The organism is Pelosinus fermentans DSM 17108 (assembly GCF_000271485.2).
Taxonomy (GTDB): domain Bacteria; phylum Bacillota; class Negativicutes; order DSM-13327; family DSM-13327; genus Pelosinus; species Pelosinus fermentans.
On the sequence record NZ_AKVN02000001.1, the window covers coordinates 4,141,668 to 4,158,189 of the forward strand.

At 41.2% G+C, this 16,522-nt stretch carries 33 protein-coding genes; all 33 read right to left on the reverse strand.

Translation table 11 applies throughout. The annotated features are described in order from the left end of the window. Positions 1–858 carry an energy-coupling factor transporter ATPase gene (locus FR7_RS19020; protein WP_007937662.1) on the reverse strand — a complete coding sequence of 286 codons (858 nt, stop codon included), beginning with the start codon at positions 856–858 and terminating at the stop codon, positions 1–3. Continuing rightward, positions 849–1,682: an energy-coupling factor transporter ATPase gene (locus tag FR7_RS19025; RefSeq protein WP_007937664.1), complete on the reverse strand. Its 834-nt coding sequence runs from the start codon at positions 1,680–1,682 to the stop codon at positions 849–851. The genes FR7_RS19020 and FR7_RS19025 overlap by 10 nt, the downstream gene beginning before the upstream one ends. Further along, positions 1,667–1,891 carry a hypothetical protein gene (locus tag FR7_RS24285; RefSeq protein WP_237769556.1) on the reverse strand — a complete coding sequence of 75 codons (225 nt, stop codon included), beginning with the start codon at positions 1,889–1,891 and terminating at the stop codon, positions 1,667–1,669. Before FR7_RS24285 ends, FR7_RS19025 begins: the two co-directional genes overlap by 16 nt. A gap of 57 nt (positions 1,892–1,948) precedes the next feature. Further along, positions 1,949–2,287 carry a 50S ribosomal protein L17 gene (rplQ, locus tag FR7_RS19035; protein WP_007937665.1) on the reverse strand — a complete coding sequence of 113 codons (339 nt, stop codon included), beginning with the start codon at positions 2,285–2,287 and terminating at the stop codon, positions 1,949–1,951. Positions 2,288–2,301: 14 nt separating this feature from the next. Next, complete coding sequence (locus tag FR7_RS19040; RefSeq protein ID WP_007937667.1) at positions 2,302–3,261, reverse strand: DNA-directed RNA polymerase subunit alpha; 960 nt, start codon at positions 3,259–3,261, stop codon at positions 2,302–2,304. Between the two features lie 88 nt (positions 3,262–3,349). Continuing rightward, entirely contained in the window at positions 3,350–3,985 is a 636-nt protein-coding gene (gene rpsD, locus FR7_RS19045; RefSeq protein WP_007937669.1) for a 30S ribosomal protein S4, read from the reverse strand. A gap of 26 nt (positions 3,986–4,011) precedes the next feature. Continuing rightward, on the reverse strand, positions 4,012–4,404 hold the full coding sequence (gene rpsK, locus FR7_RS19050) for a 30S ribosomal protein S11 (protein ID WP_007937671.1): 393 nt from the start codon (positions 4,402–4,404) through the stop codon (positions 4,012–4,014). Between the two features lie 17 nt (positions 4,405–4,421). Then, entirely contained in the window at positions 4,422–4,793 is a 372-nt protein-coding gene (gene rpsM, locus FR7_RS19055; protein ID WP_007937673.1) for a 30S ribosomal protein S13, read from the reverse strand. Positions 4,794–4,807: 14 nt separating this feature from the next. Further along, a complete protein-coding gene (gene rpmJ, locus FR7_RS19060; protein ID WP_007937679.1) occupies positions 4,808–4,921 on the reverse strand; it encodes a 50S ribosomal protein L36 in 114 nt (37 codons plus the stop codon). 78 nt (positions 4,922–4,999) lie between these two features. Next, the gene (gene infA / locus FR7_RS19065) at positions 5,000–5,218 is read right to left on the reverse strand and encodes a translation initiation factor IF-1 (RefSeq protein WP_007937682.1); all 219 of its coding nucleotides are present in this window, start codon (positions 5,216–5,218) and stop codon (positions 5,000–5,002) included. Between the two features lie 24 nt (positions 5,219–5,242). Beyond that, positions 5,243–5,527 carry a KOW domain-containing RNA-binding protein gene (locus FR7_RS19070; RefSeq protein WP_007937684.1) on the reverse strand — a complete coding sequence of 95 codons (285 nt, stop codon included), beginning with the start codon at positions 5,525–5,527 and terminating at the stop codon, positions 5,243–5,245. Between the two features lie 12 nt (positions 5,528–5,539). Next, positions 5,540–6,286 carry a type I methionyl aminopeptidase gene (gene map / locus FR7_RS19075; protein ID WP_007937686.1) on the reverse strand — a complete coding sequence of 249 codons (747 nt, stop codon included), beginning with the start codon at positions 6,284–6,286 and terminating at the stop codon, positions 5,540–5,542. Between the two features lie 2 nt (positions 6,287–6,288). Continuing rightward, positions 6,289–6,936 carry an adenylate kinase gene (locus tag FR7_RS19080; protein WP_007937688.1) on the reverse strand — a complete coding sequence of 216 codons (648 nt, stop codon included), beginning with the start codon at positions 6,934–6,936 and terminating at the stop codon, positions 6,289–6,291. A gap of 15 nt (positions 6,937–6,951) precedes the next feature. Continuing rightward, positions 6,952–8,208, reverse strand: a complete 1,257-nt coding sequence (gene secY / locus FR7_RS19085) for a preprotein translocase subunit SecY (RefSeq protein WP_007937691.1) — start codon at positions 8,206–8,208, stop codon at positions 6,952–6,954. Continuing rightward, positions 8,209–8,649 (reverse strand): 50S ribosomal protein L15, encoded by a 441-nt coding sequence (rplO, locus tag FR7_RS19090; protein WP_007937692.1) that lies wholly within the window; start codon positions 8,647–8,649, stop codon positions 8,209–8,211. 19 nt (positions 8,650–8,668) lie between these two features. After that, positions 8,669–8,854: a 50S ribosomal protein L30 gene (gene rpmD, locus FR7_RS19095; protein WP_007937694.1), complete on the reverse strand. Its 186-nt coding sequence runs from the start codon at positions 8,852–8,854 to the stop codon at positions 8,669–8,671. A 13-nt stretch (positions 8,855–8,867) separates the two neighbouring features. Continuing rightward, positions 8,868–9,368: a 30S ribosomal protein S5 gene (gene rpsE, locus FR7_RS19100; protein WP_007937696.1), complete on the reverse strand. Its 501-nt coding sequence runs from the start codon at positions 9,366–9,368 to the stop codon at positions 8,868–8,870. A gap of 18 nt (positions 9,369–9,386) precedes the next feature. Then, positions 9,387–9,749 (reverse strand): 50S ribosomal protein L18, encoded by a 363-nt coding sequence (rplR, locus tag FR7_RS19105; RefSeq protein ID WP_007937697.1) that lies wholly within the window; start codon positions 9,747–9,749, stop codon positions 9,387–9,389. Between the two features lie 26 nt (positions 9,750–9,775). After that, positions 9,776–10,327 carry a 50S ribosomal protein L6 gene (gene rplF, locus FR7_RS19110; protein WP_007937699.1) on the reverse strand — a complete coding sequence of 184 codons (552 nt, stop codon included), beginning with the start codon at positions 10,325–10,327 and terminating at the stop codon, positions 9,776–9,778. 25 nt (positions 10,328–10,352) lie between these two features. After that, positions 10,353–10,751 (reverse strand): 30S ribosomal protein S8, encoded by a 399-nt coding sequence (gene rpsH, locus FR7_RS19115; RefSeq protein WP_007937701.1) that lies wholly within the window; start codon positions 10,749–10,751, stop codon positions 10,353–10,355. A 25-nt stretch (positions 10,752–10,776) separates the two neighbouring features. Further along, positions 10,777–10,962, reverse strand: coding sequence for a type Z 30S ribosomal protein S14 (locus tag FR7_RS19120; protein ID WP_007937703.1), 186 nt, complete (start codon positions 10,960–10,962; stop codon positions 10,777–10,779). Between the two features lie 14 nt (positions 10,963–10,976). Continuing rightward, entirely contained in the window at positions 10,977–11,516 is a 540-nt protein-coding gene (gene rplE / locus FR7_RS19125) for a 50S ribosomal protein L5 (RefSeq protein ID WP_007937705.1), read from the reverse strand. Between the two features lie 25 nt (positions 11,517–11,541). Then, on the reverse strand, positions 11,542–11,874 hold the full coding sequence (gene rplX, locus FR7_RS19130; RefSeq protein ID WP_007937707.1) for a 50S ribosomal protein L24: 333 nt from the start codon (positions 11,872–11,874) through the stop codon (positions 11,542–11,544). Between the two features lie 17 nt (positions 11,875–11,891). Next, positions 11,892–12,260, reverse strand: a complete 369-nt coding sequence (gene rplN, locus FR7_RS19135) for a 50S ribosomal protein L14 (RefSeq protein WP_007937713.1) — start codon at positions 12,258–12,260, stop codon at positions 11,892–11,894. A gap of 68 nt (positions 12,261–12,328) precedes the next feature. Then, positions 12,329–12,586: a 30S ribosomal protein S17 gene (rpsQ, locus tag FR7_RS19140; RefSeq protein WP_007937715.1), complete on the reverse strand. Its 258-nt coding sequence runs from the start codon at positions 12,584–12,586 to the stop codon at positions 12,329–12,331. 71 nt (positions 12,587–12,657) lie between these two features. After that, positions 12,658–12,855: a 50S ribosomal protein L29 gene (rpmC, locus tag FR7_RS19145; RefSeq protein WP_007937717.1), complete on the reverse strand. Its 198-nt coding sequence runs from the start codon at positions 12,853–12,855 to the stop codon at positions 12,658–12,660. After that, the gene (gene rplP / locus FR7_RS19150) at positions 12,845–13,300 is read right to left on the reverse strand and encodes a 50S ribosomal protein L16 (RefSeq protein WP_007937719.1); all 456 of its coding nucleotides are present in this window, start codon (positions 13,298–13,300) and stop codon (positions 12,845–12,847) included. The genes rpmC and rplP overlap by 11 nt, the downstream gene beginning before the upstream one ends. Next, positions 13,300–13,968: a 30S ribosomal protein S3 gene (gene rpsC, locus FR7_RS19155; RefSeq protein WP_007937721.1), complete on the reverse strand. Its 669-nt coding sequence runs from the start codon at positions 13,966–13,968 to the stop codon at positions 13,300–13,302. Before rpsC ends, rplP begins: the two co-directional genes overlap by 1 nt. A gap of 22 nt (positions 13,969–13,990) precedes the next feature. Then, a complete protein-coding gene (gene rplV / locus FR7_RS19160) occupies positions 13,991–14,323 on the reverse strand; it encodes a 50S ribosomal protein L22 (protein ID WP_007937723.1) in 333 nt (110 codons plus the stop codon). 32 nt (positions 14,324–14,355) lie between these two features. Then, entirely contained in the window at positions 14,356–14,637 is a 282-nt protein-coding gene (gene rpsS, locus FR7_RS19165) for a 30S ribosomal protein S19 (protein ID WP_007937725.1), read from the reverse strand. A 44-nt stretch (positions 14,638–14,681) separates the two neighbouring features. Beyond that, on the reverse strand, positions 14,682–15,509 hold the full coding sequence (gene rplB, locus FR7_RS19170) for a 50S ribosomal protein L2 (protein ID WP_007937726.1): 828 nt from the start codon (positions 15,507–15,509) through the stop codon (positions 14,682–14,684). A gap of 30 nt (positions 15,510–15,539) precedes the next feature. Then, entirely contained in the window at positions 15,540–15,827 is a 288-nt protein-coding gene (gene rplW, locus FR7_RS19175) for a 50S ribosomal protein L23 (RefSeq protein WP_007937727.1), read from the reverse strand. Then, complete coding sequence (gene rplD / locus FR7_RS19180) at positions 15,827–16,456, reverse strand: 50S ribosomal protein L4 (RefSeq protein ID WP_007937728.1); 630 nt, start codon at positions 16,454–16,456, stop codon at positions 15,827–15,829. Before rplD ends, rplW begins: the two co-directional genes overlap by 1 nt. Positions 16,457–16,522 lie beyond the last annotated feature (66 nt).

Below are 16,522 nucleotides of genomic sequence, written 5' to 3' on the forward strand. Positions count from 1 at the left end.
TTAACCCCTCCTTACGGCTTTATATACGTTTTGCGCAGCAGTTGCAATATCGATTACTGCACTATCAATTTCTAAACCCCGTTGTTTAAATTGATTCATCAATAAAGTAAGGGGTGGTACATCCACACCTGCTTCTTTTAACTGGGCCTGATGATTACAGAAAATATCCTTTGGTTTACCATCTAAGAGAATTTCACCTTTATTCATAACAATCAATCGATTCGCCATACGTGCAACATCTTCCATATTGTGAGAAACCAGGACTACGGTAATCCCTGTAGCCTTATGTAAATTGATGATTTGCCCAAAGATTTCATCCCGTCCTCGCGGGTCAAGTCCAGCAGAAGGCTCATCCAGGACTAAATATTTTGGATCTAAGGCTACCACACCTGCAATGGCAACTCGCCTCATTTGCCCTCCACTGAGCTGAAATGGCGTACGTTTTGCAAATTTTTCAAAATCAAGACCAACAAAATCCAGTGCCTTTTTTACTCTGGTCTCAATTTCCTCTTCCTTTACTCCCAGGTTGCGTGGACCAAAGGCAATATCTTCATATACACTTTCTTCAAATAGTTGATGTTCTGGATATTGAAACACCATACCTACACTTCGTTTGGCATTCCTTGCAGTTTCTCCCTTTTCATGTATATTCTGCCCATCTATGTGAACCATACCTGATGAAGGTTTTAATAGACCATTTAAATGCTGCACTAATGTTGATTTGCCTGAGCCAGTATGTCCAATAATTCCAACAAATTCACCTTGTTTTATCTCAAGATCAATCTTTTTTATTGCCGCCTTTTCATATGGGGTTTTAGACATGTAAATGTAAGTAACATCTTGTAATCTTATGGACATACAGCCACCACCAATTCCGCATCTGTAATAATGTCTTCTGGTATTTTCATAGTAAGCTGCCGTAAACGATATGCAAATTCTGCCGCTACAGGAACGTCAAGGCCTAATTCTTTTAAACGATTTACTTGACTAAAGATCGTCTTAGGCACGCCTTCCATAACAACCTTGCCTTGCTCCATAACAATGACACGATCCGCAGCAACCGCTTCTTCCATAAAATGTGTAATATATACGACTGTTATATTCTGTTCACGATGCAGTCTGAGTACTGTCGATAAGACTTCTTGCCTCCCCTGAGGGTCAAGCATTGCTGTCGGTTCATCTAACACTAAGCAGTTAGAACGCATGGCTAATACCCCGGCAATTGCCACTCGCTGTTTTTGTCCACCTGATAATAAGTGAGGCCCATGCTGCCGATAGTCTTCCATGCCTACATCCTTCAATGCTTCCGTTACTCGATTTCGAATTTCGTCTGGCGGCACCCCTAAGTTTTCCGGACCAAAAGCAACATCTTCTTCTACCAGGGTGGCAACAATTTGATTATCCGGGTTTTGAAACACCATACCAACAGTCTGTCTAATTTCCCAAAGATTCTCTTGCTCTTTCGTATCCATCCCATTGATGAGACACTGGCCGCTTGAAGGGGTCAGTAGTGCATTCAGATGCTTTGCCAATGTAGATTTGCCTGATCCATTGGTGCCAATAATAGCGACAAATTCGCCTTTTCCTATGGCTATATTTATATGATCAAGTGCCTGTACCTCTTCGCCCTCATGAGCAAGATACGTATGGCACATATCTTTCACTGTTATAAATTCTCCCATATCGTTACCCCTTTATGTATAATTTTAAAAATTGAACCACAAAAACACAAAGGACACAAAGAATTTCCAAAGGGGTTGTTCTCTAATTCTGTGCTCCCTTTGTGTACCGCGATAGCGGTATTGTGCTTTTGTGGTTCAATTTTTTTATAAATCATTTCAATCATATAGAAATAAAGACGGCCTAAAAGGCCGCCTTCCTTATAAACCACAATAACCAGGCGACGAGGCCAAGTATATGCCTTTGTCACCTGGCCCAATTGCAAACGTTAGACCAATTCCAATATTACCATTGGTGCAGCATCGCCACGACGCGGTCCCAATTTCATAATACGGGTATAACCGCCTTGACGAGTAGCATATTTAGGGGCAATCACGTCAAACAATTTTGTAACTACTTCTTCATCCATGAGGCTTGATAACACTTGACGGCGAGCATGTAAGTCACCGCGCTTAGCCAAAGTAATCATCTTTTCAGCAAGACCATTGATTTCTTTCGCTTTAGCTTCTGTTGTTTCAATACGCTCGTATGCAAAGAAGGAAGTCAAGATGCTGCGAAACAGCGCTTTACGTGCGCTAGAGTCTCGTCCTAACTTTCTATAGCCCATTTTCTTCCCTCCCTTTATTCTTCCTCTTCACTAAGTCCAAGACCTAGTTCGATTAATTTTTTCTTCACTTCTTCCATTGATTTACGACCAAGGTTACGCACCTTCATCATATCATCTTCGGATTTTTGTACCAAGTCCGCCACTGTATTAATTCCTGCCCGCTTCAAGCAGTTATAAGAACGTACAGACAGATCCAGATCTTCAATCGTCATATCCATGATTTTTGAATTTCCTTCTTCTACCACTTCGGTAAAAGTACCATCGATACTATCTTCTTCAGGAATTATGCCTGCTAAATTCTGGAATAGCTTCAAATGAGCGACCATAATACTAGCAGATTTACTTACAGCTTCTTCTGGTCTGATACTTCCATCCGTCCATACTTCCAGAGTTAATTTATCGTAATCAGTAACGTTCCCGACACGAGTATCAGTGATCTGATAGTTAACTCTCTGAATGGGTGAAAAAATGGAGTCAATCGGAATAATACCGATCACATGATCAGGTTTTTTGTTCTTGTCTCCAGGAACATAACCCCGACCACGTTCTACGGTGATTTCCATTTTTAGCGATCCACTAGCATCAACTGTCGCCAAATGTAATTCGGGATTCAAAACCTCAATATCCGGGTCAACAAGAATATCTCCTGCTGTAACTTCCCCTTCAGTCAATCGTTCAATTCTCAAAGTCTTTGGTTCATCATTGTGCATTTTTAGACGCAATGTTTTTAAATTCAGGATAATGTCGGTAACGTCTTCCCGAACACCTGGAATGGTAGAAAACTCATGAAGAACGCCTTCAATTTTAACCGCTGTAATTGCGGCCCCCTGCAGGGAGGACAGCAATATACGGCGTAAACTGTTGCCAAGGGTAGTACCATAACCACGTTCTAGTGGCTCACATACAAACTTGCCATAACGATTGTCTTCACTCAGTTCTACAATTTCAATCTTCGGTTTTTCGATTTCGATCATCTGGAAAAACCCTCCTCTTTGCGTACGATTAAGTTACGCCATACCCACGGTTGAGGGCAAATGCGGATTATCTTCAAAAACATTTTGATTATCTGGAGTATAATTCGACAATCAGATGTTCTTGAACTGGTGTATCAATTTCCTCACGAGTGGGGTAACGCAATACTGTACCATTCATTACCTCTTGAGTTGGTCTTTCCAACCAAGGTGCCACTGTTTTGTGAGCAAGAGATTCTGTAATTTCTTTAATTAATGGTGATTCTTTACTGGATTCATGAACCGCAATAACATCACCAGGTTTAATTAAATAAGATGGAATGTCTACTCTTTTTCCATTAACAGTGAAATGTCTGTGGGTAACCAATTGTCTAGCTTGTGTACGGCTTGCCGCAAAACCAAGACGGTATACCACATTATCCAGACGTCTTTCCAGCAATACCAGCAAGTTTTCACCAGTAATGCCTTTTTGACGATCTGCTTTGTCAAAATAGGAACGGAATTGAGTTTCCAAAATTCCATAAACGCGACGTGCTTTTTGTTTTTCTCGTAGTTGAACACCATACTCGGAAACTTTCTTACGAGTTTGGCCTTGGCCATGCTGACCAGGTGCATACGCACGTTTACCTACTGAACATTTGTCCGTATAGCATCTTTCGCCTTTAAGATATAATTTTGTGCCTTCACGACGGCATTGTCTACAAACAGGTCCTGTATATCTAGCCATGTATATTTAACACCTCCCGAAACTTCTTATACTCTTCTACGCTTAGGTGGACGGCATCCATTATGAGGTACAGGCGTACAATCTTTAATGGAACTTACTTCCAAGCCAGATGCCTGTAGTGATCTAATGGCTGCTTCCCGACCTGAGCCAGGTCCTTTTACAAAAACTTCAACCTGTTTTAATCCATGTTCCATTGCCGCTTTAGCAGCTGTTTCTGCTGCCATTTGCGCAGCAAATGGAGTACTCTTGCGGGAACCTCTAAATCCAAGTCCACCCGCACTAGCCCAAGACAAAACATTACCCTTTGTATCGGAAATAGTCACAATCGTATTATTAAAAGTAGAACGAATATGTGCTTGACCATGCTCAATATTCTTACGTTCTTTTCTTTTTGGTCTAATAGCTTTCTTAGCAACCAATCTTTATCCCTCCTCTACTACTTTTTCTTTTTCGCTCCAACAGTCCGTTTTGGACCTTTACGGGTGCGGGCATTCGTCTTAGTACGTTGACCACGTACAGGAAGACCCATACGGTGACGTTTACCACGATAACATCCAATTTCAATAAGACGTTTAATATTGAGTGCTTGTTCACGGCGTAAGTCGCCTTCTACTCTATGATTCTTATCAATCGCTTCACGCAATTTCACAACTTCTTCTTCTGTTAAATCGCGTGTACGTGTATCAGGATTAATCCCAGTAGCTGCCAAGATTTCCTTGGAAGTTGTAAGACCAATACCAAAAATGTATGTTAAAGAGATCTCAATTCTTTTATCACGCGGTAAATCTATTCCGGCAATACGTGCCATCTATAGTACACCTCCTATCCTTGCTTTTGTTTATGTTTAGGATTTTCACAAATCACCATTACATGTCCATTACGTTTAATTACCTTGCATTTTTCACAAATGGGTTTGACCGACGGTCTCACTTTCATTTGCCAGTCCTCCTTTTCATATATTCACGAACTCGCGCTCTTCGATTGCTACCGAAAGCATCTTACCTTACGAATCCGCTATTTGAAACGGTAGGTAATACGGCCACGCTTTAAGTCATAAGGCGTAAGCTCTACAGTTACTCTATCCCCAGGTAAAATCCGGATAAAGTTCATGCGGATTTTACCTGAGACATGCGCCAATACGACATGCTCATTCTCCAGTTTAACCTGGAACATAGCATTAGGCAAGGCTTCGACAACCGTACCTTCAACCTCAATTACATCTTGCTTGGACACGAGATATCCCTCCTAGTCCGCTTATCACAGATTCTCTGGCTTGTATAAAACCTGAATGGCGTGGCGAACTTCCTCATCCGTAACTTTTATACCAGATTGAATCTTTTCCGCCACACTTTTGGCAATAGAATTAAGAACATTAACATGCCGGATATTTTTGCGTTTAGGGTTCACTAATTTTCGATCTCTGCCGTTGACAAGCAGGAGATTTTTATTACCTTGAATCCCAATCACAAGATACATCTGCATCTCATCTCTTCCGGCAATACTAGTAACAAGTTGCCCCATTGATATATTCACGACTGACACCAGAGCTGCCTCCTATAACTTAGTTAGAATCTCCGGCTTACCGTCAGTGATGGCAATCGAATGTTCAAAATGCGCTGAGCGCTTGCCGTCAAGAGTTACAACCGTCCAACCATCGTCAAGTGTCTTTACTTCATACGTGCCCAGATTGACCATTGGCTCAATGGCCAACGTCATACCAGCTTTTAATCGTGGCCCACGGCCAGGATCGCCATAATTGGGAACCTGTGGATCTTCATGCATACTCCGGCCAATCCCATGCCCAACATAATCACGCACCACACCAAAACCATGTTGTTCTGCGTGAACCTGGACGGCATGAGAAATATCACTTAGACGATTACCTAAAATTGCTTGCTCAATGCCTTTATACAAAGACTCTTCGGTAACATCCAAAAGTTTTTGTACTTCGGCATCAACTTCACCAACAGCTACTGTAATCGCGGCATCGCCATTGTATCCATTTATTACCGCTCCAATATCAATACTAACATTATCTCCAGATTTTAACTTTCTTAATCCTGGAATGCCATGTACGACTTCTTCATTTATTGAAGAACAAATGTTTCCTGTAAAGCCATGGTATCCCTTAAACGCAGGAATCGCACCACGACCCTTAATATATTCTTCGGCTATTCTGTCCAGATCTAGCGTAGTGACCCCGGGTTTAGCGGCTTTTTTAACCTCAACCAACGTTTCTGCCACTATTTTACCTGCATCACGCAAGTAACTGATTTCTCGCTCTGATTTAAGGATGATCATACCTACTCGCCCCTCAGACTGTGAACTATATCAGCAAATACTTTTTCAATCGGCTGACGGCCATCAATTTCGCTATAAAGACCTTTGTCTTGATAGAATTCAATTAAAGGCTTCGTCTGGCTGCTATACACTGCTAAGCGTTTCGTAACCGTTTCTTCCGTATCATCAGCACGCTGATAGATTTCACCATCGCATTTATCACATTTACCATCCTTTGTGGAAGGGTTAAATAGTACATGGAAGGTAGCGCCACAACCTTTGCAGATACGACGCCCCGTCATGCGACTAATTAAATCTTCCACAGGAACATTAATATTAATAACGCGATTTAATTTTATTCCCAGTTCCACCAAGGTACTATCTAAAGCATCTGCTTGTTCAATCGTCCTAGGGAAGCCATCGAGAATAAAACCTTTATGACAATCAGGTTTAGCCAATCTTTCTTTCACTATCCCAATAGTTACACTATCAGGTACTAGTTGCCCGGCATCCATGCAAGCTTTTGCCTGCTTGCCAAGTTCAGTTCCTTCTTTTACTGCTGCACGAAACATGTCGCCAGTAGAAATGTGGGGAATTTGAAATTCTGCAACTAATTCTGCCGCCTGTGTACCTTTGCCAGCTCCAGGCGGTCCCATTAACAGGATATACATTGCGAAGCGACCTCCCTACTTCATAAAGCCTTGATAGTGACGCATTAAAACAATCGCCTCTATTTGCTTCATAGTGTCAAGTGCCACGCCTACCACAATTAAAAGGGCGGTACCGCCAAAATTTAACCCTGGAATATTTGTCACAGCTGCAATAAAGTTCGGCAGTATGGCAATACCTGCAAGAAAAATGGAACCTGCAAGGGTGATTCTGGTCATAACTCGATCCAAATAATCAGCAGTCGGTTTACCCGGGCGCAGTCCTGGAATAAAACCACCGTATTTTTTCATGTTCTCTGCCATATCCGATATGTTCAAAGTAACCGCAGTGTAGAAATACGTGAAGAAAATAATGAGCAGCGCATACAAAAATGTTTGCAGCGGTGTTCCCCACGCAAACCATCCTGCCACAGTTTTTACCCAGGCAATATCAACAAACTGGGCAATAGTTACTGGAAACATCAGCACGGATGACGCAAAGATTATTGGTATAACTCCCGCCTGATTTACTTTCAGTGGGATATGAGTAGAGTGACCACCGTAAGTTTTACGGCCAACTACTCGTTTTGCATATTGCACCGGAATTCTTCTTTGACCTTGTGTAATGGCAATTACCAAAACAATCATGGCCAAGGCAATAATTGCGAATAACAATACATTGAAGATATTAATGGTACCTGCGGTAAGATATTCATACAACATATACAAACCATCAGGTAATCTCGATACAATCCCGGCAAAGATAATCAGCGAAATGCCGTTACCAATACCTTTTTCAGTAATTTGCTCTCCAAGCCACATTAGGAAAGTAGTTCCTGCCGTAAGTGTCAATGCAATCAATAACGTAGAAGCAATACCTGGATTAATAATTGCTGCTTTTAGTCCAATCGCCATACCAATTGCTTGAATAAATCCGAGAAGAACAGTGCCGTAGCGAGTAATTTGCGTTAACTTTTTACGACCTTCTTCGCCTTCTTTAGACCATTGTTCAAAAGTTGGAACAACAATAGTAATCAGCTGCATAATAATCGAAGCATTAATGTAGGGTGTGATACTCATTGCAAAGATAGAAAACTTACTCAATGCTCCACCAGAAAACAAATCTAACAAGCCAAATAAGTTACCGCTGGTAAACATTTGTTCAATAACAGAAACATCGACTCCAGGAACTGGAATATGTGTACCAGCTCTGAATACTAAAAACATGGCTAGGGTAAAAACTACCTTTTGTCTAAGCTCAGTGATCTTTAGTATGTTGGACAGAGCAGAAAGCACTTAGACCACCTCGACTTTTCCGCCAGCTGTTTGAATTTTTGCTTCAGCTGACTTGGTAAAGCCATTAGCAATCACAGTAAGTGATTTAGTCAGTTCGCCATTGCCCAAAATACGTACGCCGTCACGAACATTTTTCAAAATACCACTTTCGATTAAAGCTACAGGGTCAACCACTGCACCGTCTTCAAAACGATTCAAGTCAGAAATATTTACTTCTGCATAGTCTTTTCCAAATTTATTGTAAAAGCCACGTTTTGGCAATCTACGGTAAAGAGGCATTTGACCACCTTCAAAACCAGCGCGAACACCGCCGCCAGCACGAGAATTTTGACCTTTATGACCCCTACCTGCTGTTTTACCAAGACCTGAACCCAAGCCGCGACCCACACGAGTGCGGACTTTCTTTGAACCAGGCGCAGGAGCTAATTCATGTAATTTCATTATTAGCGCCTCCTCTCAATTAGTCTTGTATTTCTTCAACTGTTACAAGGTGCTCCACTTTACGAACCATGCCGCGAATAACTGGAGTATCATCTTGCGTTACAAAAGTATTTGTTTTCTTAAGCCCCAGAGCCTTTACAGTAGCTCGTTGATCTTCTGGTCTGCCGATCAGGCTTCTGGTAAGAGTGATTTTGAGTTTTGACATTGTAAATTCCTCCTTAACCCAAAAGTTCCTGAACGGTTTTACCGCGAAGTGCGGCTACTTCTTCAGCACGTTTCAATTGCTTCAAACCTGTTAAAGTAGCACGTACCATGTTATTAGCATTAGAAGAACCAAGGGATTTCGTTAAGATATCATGAATCCCGGCAAGCTCAAGTACCGCACGTGCTGGACCACCAGCAATAACACCAGTACCTTCTGATGCAGGCTTCATAAATACTTTACCAGCGCCAAATACGCCGAGAATTTGATGAGGAATGGTAGTGCCTACCAAAGGAACATTAATTAAGTTCTTTTTAGCATCTTCCACACCTTTTCTGATTGCTTCCGGTACTTCGCCAGCTTTACCCAAACCAGCACCAACGTGACCATTTTCGTCACCAACAACAACTAGCGCACTAAAGGAAAAACGGCGACCGCCTTTTACTACTTTAGCAACCCTGTTTATGAATACAACTTTCTCTTTCAGATCGAGAGTTGTGTAATCAATTCTGGACATTCATTTACCTCCTTTTGCTTAAAATTCCAGCCCTGCTTCACGCGCTGCCTGGGCCAAAGCTGCTACTCTACCATGATAAATATAGCCACCACGGTCAAATACCACTTTGTTAATTCCTTTTGCCAAAGCACGTGCTGCAACTGCTGCACCAACAGCTTTAGCTGCTTCTATATTACCGCCATAGGTTACGCCAAGATCTTTATCCATAGTGCTAGCGGCAACTAATGTAGTACCAGTAACATCATCAATAACTTGAGCATACATATGACTTAGGCTACGAAATACGTTTAAACGTGGTCTTGCTGCAGTACCTGAAACAAGCTTACGTACACGTAAATGACGTTTTTGCCTAGCTTTATTTTTAATCCCTTTACGAAGCAAAGTGGTCACTCCTTTCACTTAAAATCTTACTTCTTACCTTTACCGCCTGCTTTACCTACTTTACGGCGAACAACTTCACCTTCATAACGAACGCCTTTACCTTTATAAGGTTCAGGTTCTCTATATTTACGGATCTTAGCTGCTAATGCGCCAACTTCTTCTTTGTTGATGCCAGAAACAACAATTTTATTGGGAGCCGGAACATCAAGGGTCATTCCTTCAGGAGCCGCAACTTCTAAGGGATGAGAAAAACCTAATGTTAAAGCTACATTTTTACCAGCTTTAGCTGCTCTGTAACCAACACCGACAATTTCAAGAGTTTTGGTGAAACCTTGGGTAACACCAATTACCATATTTGACAGCAATGTACGAGTCAAGCCATGTAATGATCTATGCTCTTTTTCATCTGAAGGCCGTTTTACAACAAGGGTATTGTCTTCTTGTTCCAATATCATATCTTTATGAATGGCACGAGTCAATTCGCCTTTAGGGCCTTTTACCGATACCTGATTACCATCGCCAATCGTAATGGTTACGCCGGCAGGGATAGCAATCGGCATTCTACCGATTCTTGACATATGTGCACCTCCTTAACTACAAAAATTACCAGACGAAAGCTAATACTTCGCCGCCAAGTCCTTCGCGACGAGCTTGTTTATCAGTCATAATCCCCTTGGAAGTTGAAATAATTGCAACACCAAGGCCGCCCAACACGCGGGGCATTTGATCTTTTCTTGCATAAACACGTAATCCTGGTTTAGAAATACGCTTAATGCCAGTAATTACCTTTTCACGATTAGGTCCATATTTTAAACTTGCTCTTAATACACCTTGTTTATCATCTTTAACAATTTCGAAATCTTTAATAAATCCTTCTGCTTTCAAAAGCTGCGCAATTGCTTGCTTAATTTTTGAGGCAGGAATTTCTACTTTGTCATGATAAACCGAGTTTGCATTACGAATACGAGTAAGCATATCTGCAATTGGATCGGTCATTACCATTTAAACATTACCTCCTTCCTGTAATCTACCAGCTAGCCTTAGTTATCCCAGGAATGACACCTTTATAGCTCAATTCCCTAAAACAAATACGGCACATTTCAAATTTACGTAAATAACCATGTGGACGACCGCAAACTTTACATCTGTTGTACTTACGTACGCTAAACTTAGGTTCAAGTTTCCATTTTTCAATTAACGCTTTCTTGGCCACGAGTGTCCCTCCTTTTACGCACTGAACGGCATGCCCATAAGCTTTAACAGTTCGCGTGCCTCTTCATCCGTTTTCGCAGTGGTTACGATAATAATATCCATACCACGAACTTTATCAACTTTTTCATACTCAATTTCAGGGAAAATCAATTGTTCTTTAATACCCATGGTATAGTTGCCGCGACCATCAAAGGATTTTGGGCTAACACCGCGGAAATCGCGAACACGTGGTAATGCAATGTTTAGTAATTTATCTAAAAACTCATACATACGTTGTCCACGCAGGGTAACTTTAGCGCCAATCGGCATACCTTCACGGATTTTAAATGCTGCAATTGATTTTTTTGCACGGGTTACTACTGGTTTTTGACCGGCAATAATCGTCATATCATTAATGGCAACATCAAGGACTTTAGGATTGCTTACTGCTTCCCCTACGCCCATGTTTAGAACCACTTTTTCAATTTTAGGGATTTCCATAATGTTTTTATAGCCAAATTTCTCCATCAAACCTTTAGCTACTTCATCACTATATTTTTCTTTCATTCTGGACAAGTGTCGTTACCTCCTTTCTGCGTGATTATTTATCGATTATTTCGCCACATTTTTTACAAGTACGAACTGATGCTCCGCTTGCAAGAGATGTTTTCTTAATACGTGTTGCTTGATCGCAAGCTGGGCACACCAGCATTACTTTTGCTGAATGCAGCGGAGCTTCTTTTACAATAATACCACCTTGAGGTAAGTTTTGCGAAGGTTTAGTATGACGTTTTACTGTATTTAGTCCTTCAACTACAACTTTGCTCTTCTTAGGTAGTGCTTGAATGATTTTGCCGGTTTTACCTTTATCTTTACCAGACAAAACTACGATCTTATCGCCTTTTTTGACGTGTAGTTTTTTCGCTTCTGACATCCCGGATACCTCCTAACTTAGATTACTTCCGGCGCCAGCGAGATAATCTTCATAAAGTCTTTCTCACGCAGTTCTCTCGCTACTGGCCCAAATATACGAGTTCCTCTAGGGCTTTTATCTTCCTTAATTATAACTGCGGCATTCTCATCGAAGCGGATATAAGATCCATCAGGGCGACGTAAGCCTTTTTTCGAACGTACTACTACGGCTTTCACTACGTCACCTTTTTTAACCATACCGCCAGGAGAAGCAGATTTTACTGCCGCAACAATAACATCACCAATGTTTGCATATCTACGGTAAGAACCGCCTAATGCTCTGATGCACATGATTTGTTTCGCACCGCTGTTATCGCCAACATTAAGAATCGTTTGTTGTTGAATCATCCTGTTCCCTCCTTTTGAAGGTTAGAGGTCGAGGTTCAATTTTACGAACTGCGAACTCCAAACCTCACTTATTTAGCTCTTTCAATAATTTTTGTAACTCTCCAGCGCTTATCCTTAGACAGCGGACGAGTTTCCATAACTTCGACAATATCGCCAATATGGCTTTCATTGTTTTCATCATGGGCTTTAAATTTCACAGTCTTTTTAATGGATTTCTTGTAAAGAGGATGTTGCACTAAACGTTCTATTGCTACAACAATGGTTTTATCCATTTTATCACTTATTACTTTACCAAATTTAACTTTACGATCATTTCTTTCACTCACGTCCAATTAGCCTCCTTCCGTTCTAACTTACACTTAACGGCACTATTACTTTAAGAACGTTTATCAGAACGCTACGCTTGCTTAATTTCTTGCTCACGTTGAATGGTCTTAACTCTGGCAATACTCTTTTTAACTTCTTTAATCCGCATAGGATTTTCCAATTGACCAGTAGCAAGTTGGAATCTGAGGTTAAATAATTCTTCTTTGAGTACAGCTATTTTTTGGTTAAGTTCAGTTGCGTTCATTTCACGGAAGTCTTTAACCTTCATGTACTTCACCACCCACTTCTTCTTGCGGTTCAGCAACAGCTTCCCGTTTCACAAACTTTGTTTTGATAGGAAGTTTATGAGCAGCCAAGCGCATAGCTTCTTTAGCCACTTCTTCACTAACGCCATCCATTTCAAACATTACACGACCTGGTTTTACTACTGCTACCCAGTATTCGGTTGAACCTTTACCGCTACCCATACGAGTTTCAGCAGGTTTTGCAGTAATTGGTTTATCTGGGAATATTTTAATCCAGACTTTACCACCACGTTTAATGTAACGAGTCATCGCAATACGAGCTGCTTCGATTTGACGGTTAGTAATCCATGCTGGTTCTAACGCTGCCAATCCGAACTCGCCATGACTTACGGTATTGCCTCTAGTTGCTTTACCTTTCATACGACCACGGAATTGTTTACGATGTTTCACTCTTTTTGGCAGTAGCATTATTTTTCGCTCCCTTCAACAGCGGCAGCGGCTTTTTTAGCTTCTGGCAAAATTTCACCTTTATAGATCCATACTTTTACGCCAATTAAGCCGTAAGTAGTATGTGCTTCAGCTGTACCATAGTCAATATCAGCTCTAAGAGTGTGAAGAGGAATACTACCTTCACGGGCAGCTTCACTTCGAGCAATCTCAGCGCCGCCTAAACGACCGCCACACATTACTTTAATACCTTTTGCGCCCATACGCATAGTGCGTTGGATGGATTGCTTCATAGCACGACGGAAAGCGATACGTCTTTCTAATTGAGCCGCAATATTTTCCGCAACCAATTGAGCATCAACGTCAGGCTGTCTAATTTCAGCAATGTTTATATCAACTTGCTTACCAGTAAGCGTTTTTAAATTCTTTTTCATTTCTTCAATACCAGCGCCACCACGACCAATGATCATACCAGGTTTTGCTGTATGAATTACAACTTTAACACGGTTAGCTGCTCTTTCAATCACAACTTTGGATACACCCGCAGTGAAAGCCTTTGTTTTAATAAATTTACGAATTTTTAAATCTTCGTGTAAATTCGCTGCAAAGTCTTTACCAGCATACCACTTAGCATCCCAAGTCTTAATAATTCCAAGGCGTAAACCATGAGGATGAATTTTCTGACCCACTTTGTTTTCCCTCCTTCACTCGTTATCTTTCATTTACGACAACTGTCACATGACTGCTGCGTTTTAAAATTTTAAAAGCTTGCCCACGTGACCGCGGATGAATACGTTTCAAGGTAGGTCCTTGGTCAACATAAGCTGCGGAAACATAGAGTTTATCTGAATTTAAATCGTTATTGTGCTCTGCGTTTGCAATGGCCGATTGGAGTACTTTTAACAGCACTTCGGATCCAACTTTCGGCGTATTTTTCAAAATTGCATATGCTTCACCAACGTTTTTACCACGAATCAAGTCGATAACAACACGAATTTTACGTGGCGCAATGCGAATGTGTCTAGCAATTGCTTTAGCTTCCATACACTAACCCCCTTCCAGTAACTATCACGAAATTACCGTAATGATGTAGATCTTTCTGAACCAGAATGACCTTTATATGTCCGAGTAGGTGCAAACTCACCTAGTTTGTGACCTACCATATCTTCAGTAATGTAGACAGGTACGTGTTTACGTCCATCATGTACCGCAACAGTATGTCCAACGAAATTAGGAAGAATGGTAGAACTACGCGACCAAGTCTTAATTACTTTTTTGTCGCCAGCTGCGTTCATTGCGTCAATTTTTTTCATCACGCTAGGATGAACATAAGGTCCCTTTTTAATTGATCTGGACACTTGATTAGCCTCCCTTCTCTATCCAGTTAGCCCTTAGGCTTTAACTACTTCGTACGTCTTTTTACAATCATCTTGTTAGATGTTTTATTACGACGAGTCTTAACACCATAAGCATGTTTGCCCCAAGGTGTAACAGGATGTTTACGACCTACAGGTGAATGACCTTCACCACCACCATGTGGATGATCAATAGGATTCATCGCAACACCACGGTTAGCAGGACGAATACCAAGCCAACGAGAACGGCCAGCTTTACCAATTGTAATGTTTTCATGTTCCAAGTTACCCACTTGGCCAATGGTAGCTTTACAATTAATGTGCACTTTACGTTGTTCGCCAGAAGGCAATCTTAAAAGCGCATGCTCGCCTTCTTTTGCCATAAGTTGTGCAGATGCACCAGCAGAACGAACCATTTGTCCGCCTTTGCCGATTTTAAGTTCAATGTTATGAAGTTGGGTACCTACAGGGATATTTTTAATTGGCAACGCATTACCTACTTTAATATCTGCCTCAGGACCACTCATAATTTTATCATCAACTTTTAGGCCATTAGGAGCTAAAATATAACGTTTTTCTCCGTCTGCATAGTGTAATAGTGCAATACGAGCTGAACGATTAGGATCATACTCAATTGTAGCTACTTTTGCTATGATTCCGTCTTTATTACGTTTGAAGTCAATGATTCTATACTGACGTTTATGACCACCGCCTTGATGTCTAACAGTCATGCGACCTTGGTTGTTACGGCCAGCACGTTGTTGAAGAGTTTCAACTAGTGAACGTTCTGGTTTATTCGTAGTAATTTCTTCAAAATTAGACCCAGTCATAAATCTTCGACTTGGTGTATAAGGTTTAAAGCTTTTTACTGCCATTATTGCCCCTCCTTTTCAATAAATTTCAGGCTATACGCCTTCAAAGAATTCTATATTCTGACCAGGAGCCAGTTTTACAATTGCTTTTTTGTAATCCGGACGCTTACCTTCTGTTTTACCCATACGTTTAGTTTTACCCATAACGCGGATGGTGTGCACAGCTAGTACTTTTACTTTGAAAATTTGCTCTACAGCTTGACGAATTTCTACTTTGTTAACTTTCAAAGGTACAACAAATGTATACTTATTTTCTTCCATCATAGCAGCAGTTTTCTCCGTAACAAGCGGACGAATCAGTACATCGCGCAAATTTTGCATTAGGCCAGCACCTCCTCAATACGGGTGATTGCTTCTTTTGTCACAAACACTTTGTCATGATACAAAAGATCGTATACATTTAAACTGCTGGAAGCTGGAATTGCCTTAACGCCAGGAATGTTACGAGCTGACTTTTCGACATTTTCTATAACTTCACCAGTAATAATTAAACTCTTTTTGTTTGCTGCATCAAAACCACTCAACATATTGATTACATTTTTAGTTTTTGGTGCATCAAATGCAATGCTATCTACTACTACCAATTCTCCATCTTGAAGTTTTGCAGTCAAAGCAGATTTAATTGCTAAACGACGTTGTTTCCGTGGCATTCTGAATGCATAAGAACGTGGTTGCGGACCAAATGTAGTACCACCACCTACCCAAATTGGGGAACGGGTACTACCAGCGCGCGCACGACCTGTGCCCTTTTGTTTCCAAGGCTTTCTACCGCCACCACGTACTAGACCTCTTGTTTTAGTTGAAGCTGTTCCTAAGCGTTGACTAGCAAGCTGCATTACTACAGCTTGATGCAGTACCGCTTCATTTACTTCCACACCAAAAACGCTATCATTTAATTCTAACTCACCGGTTTTTGCTCCAGTGATATCATATACTGCTACTTTCGGCATATAGCACATCCTCCTTTCGTGGTCGAGGTTCAAGATTTGAAGTAAGTTACACTAACACCAAACCTA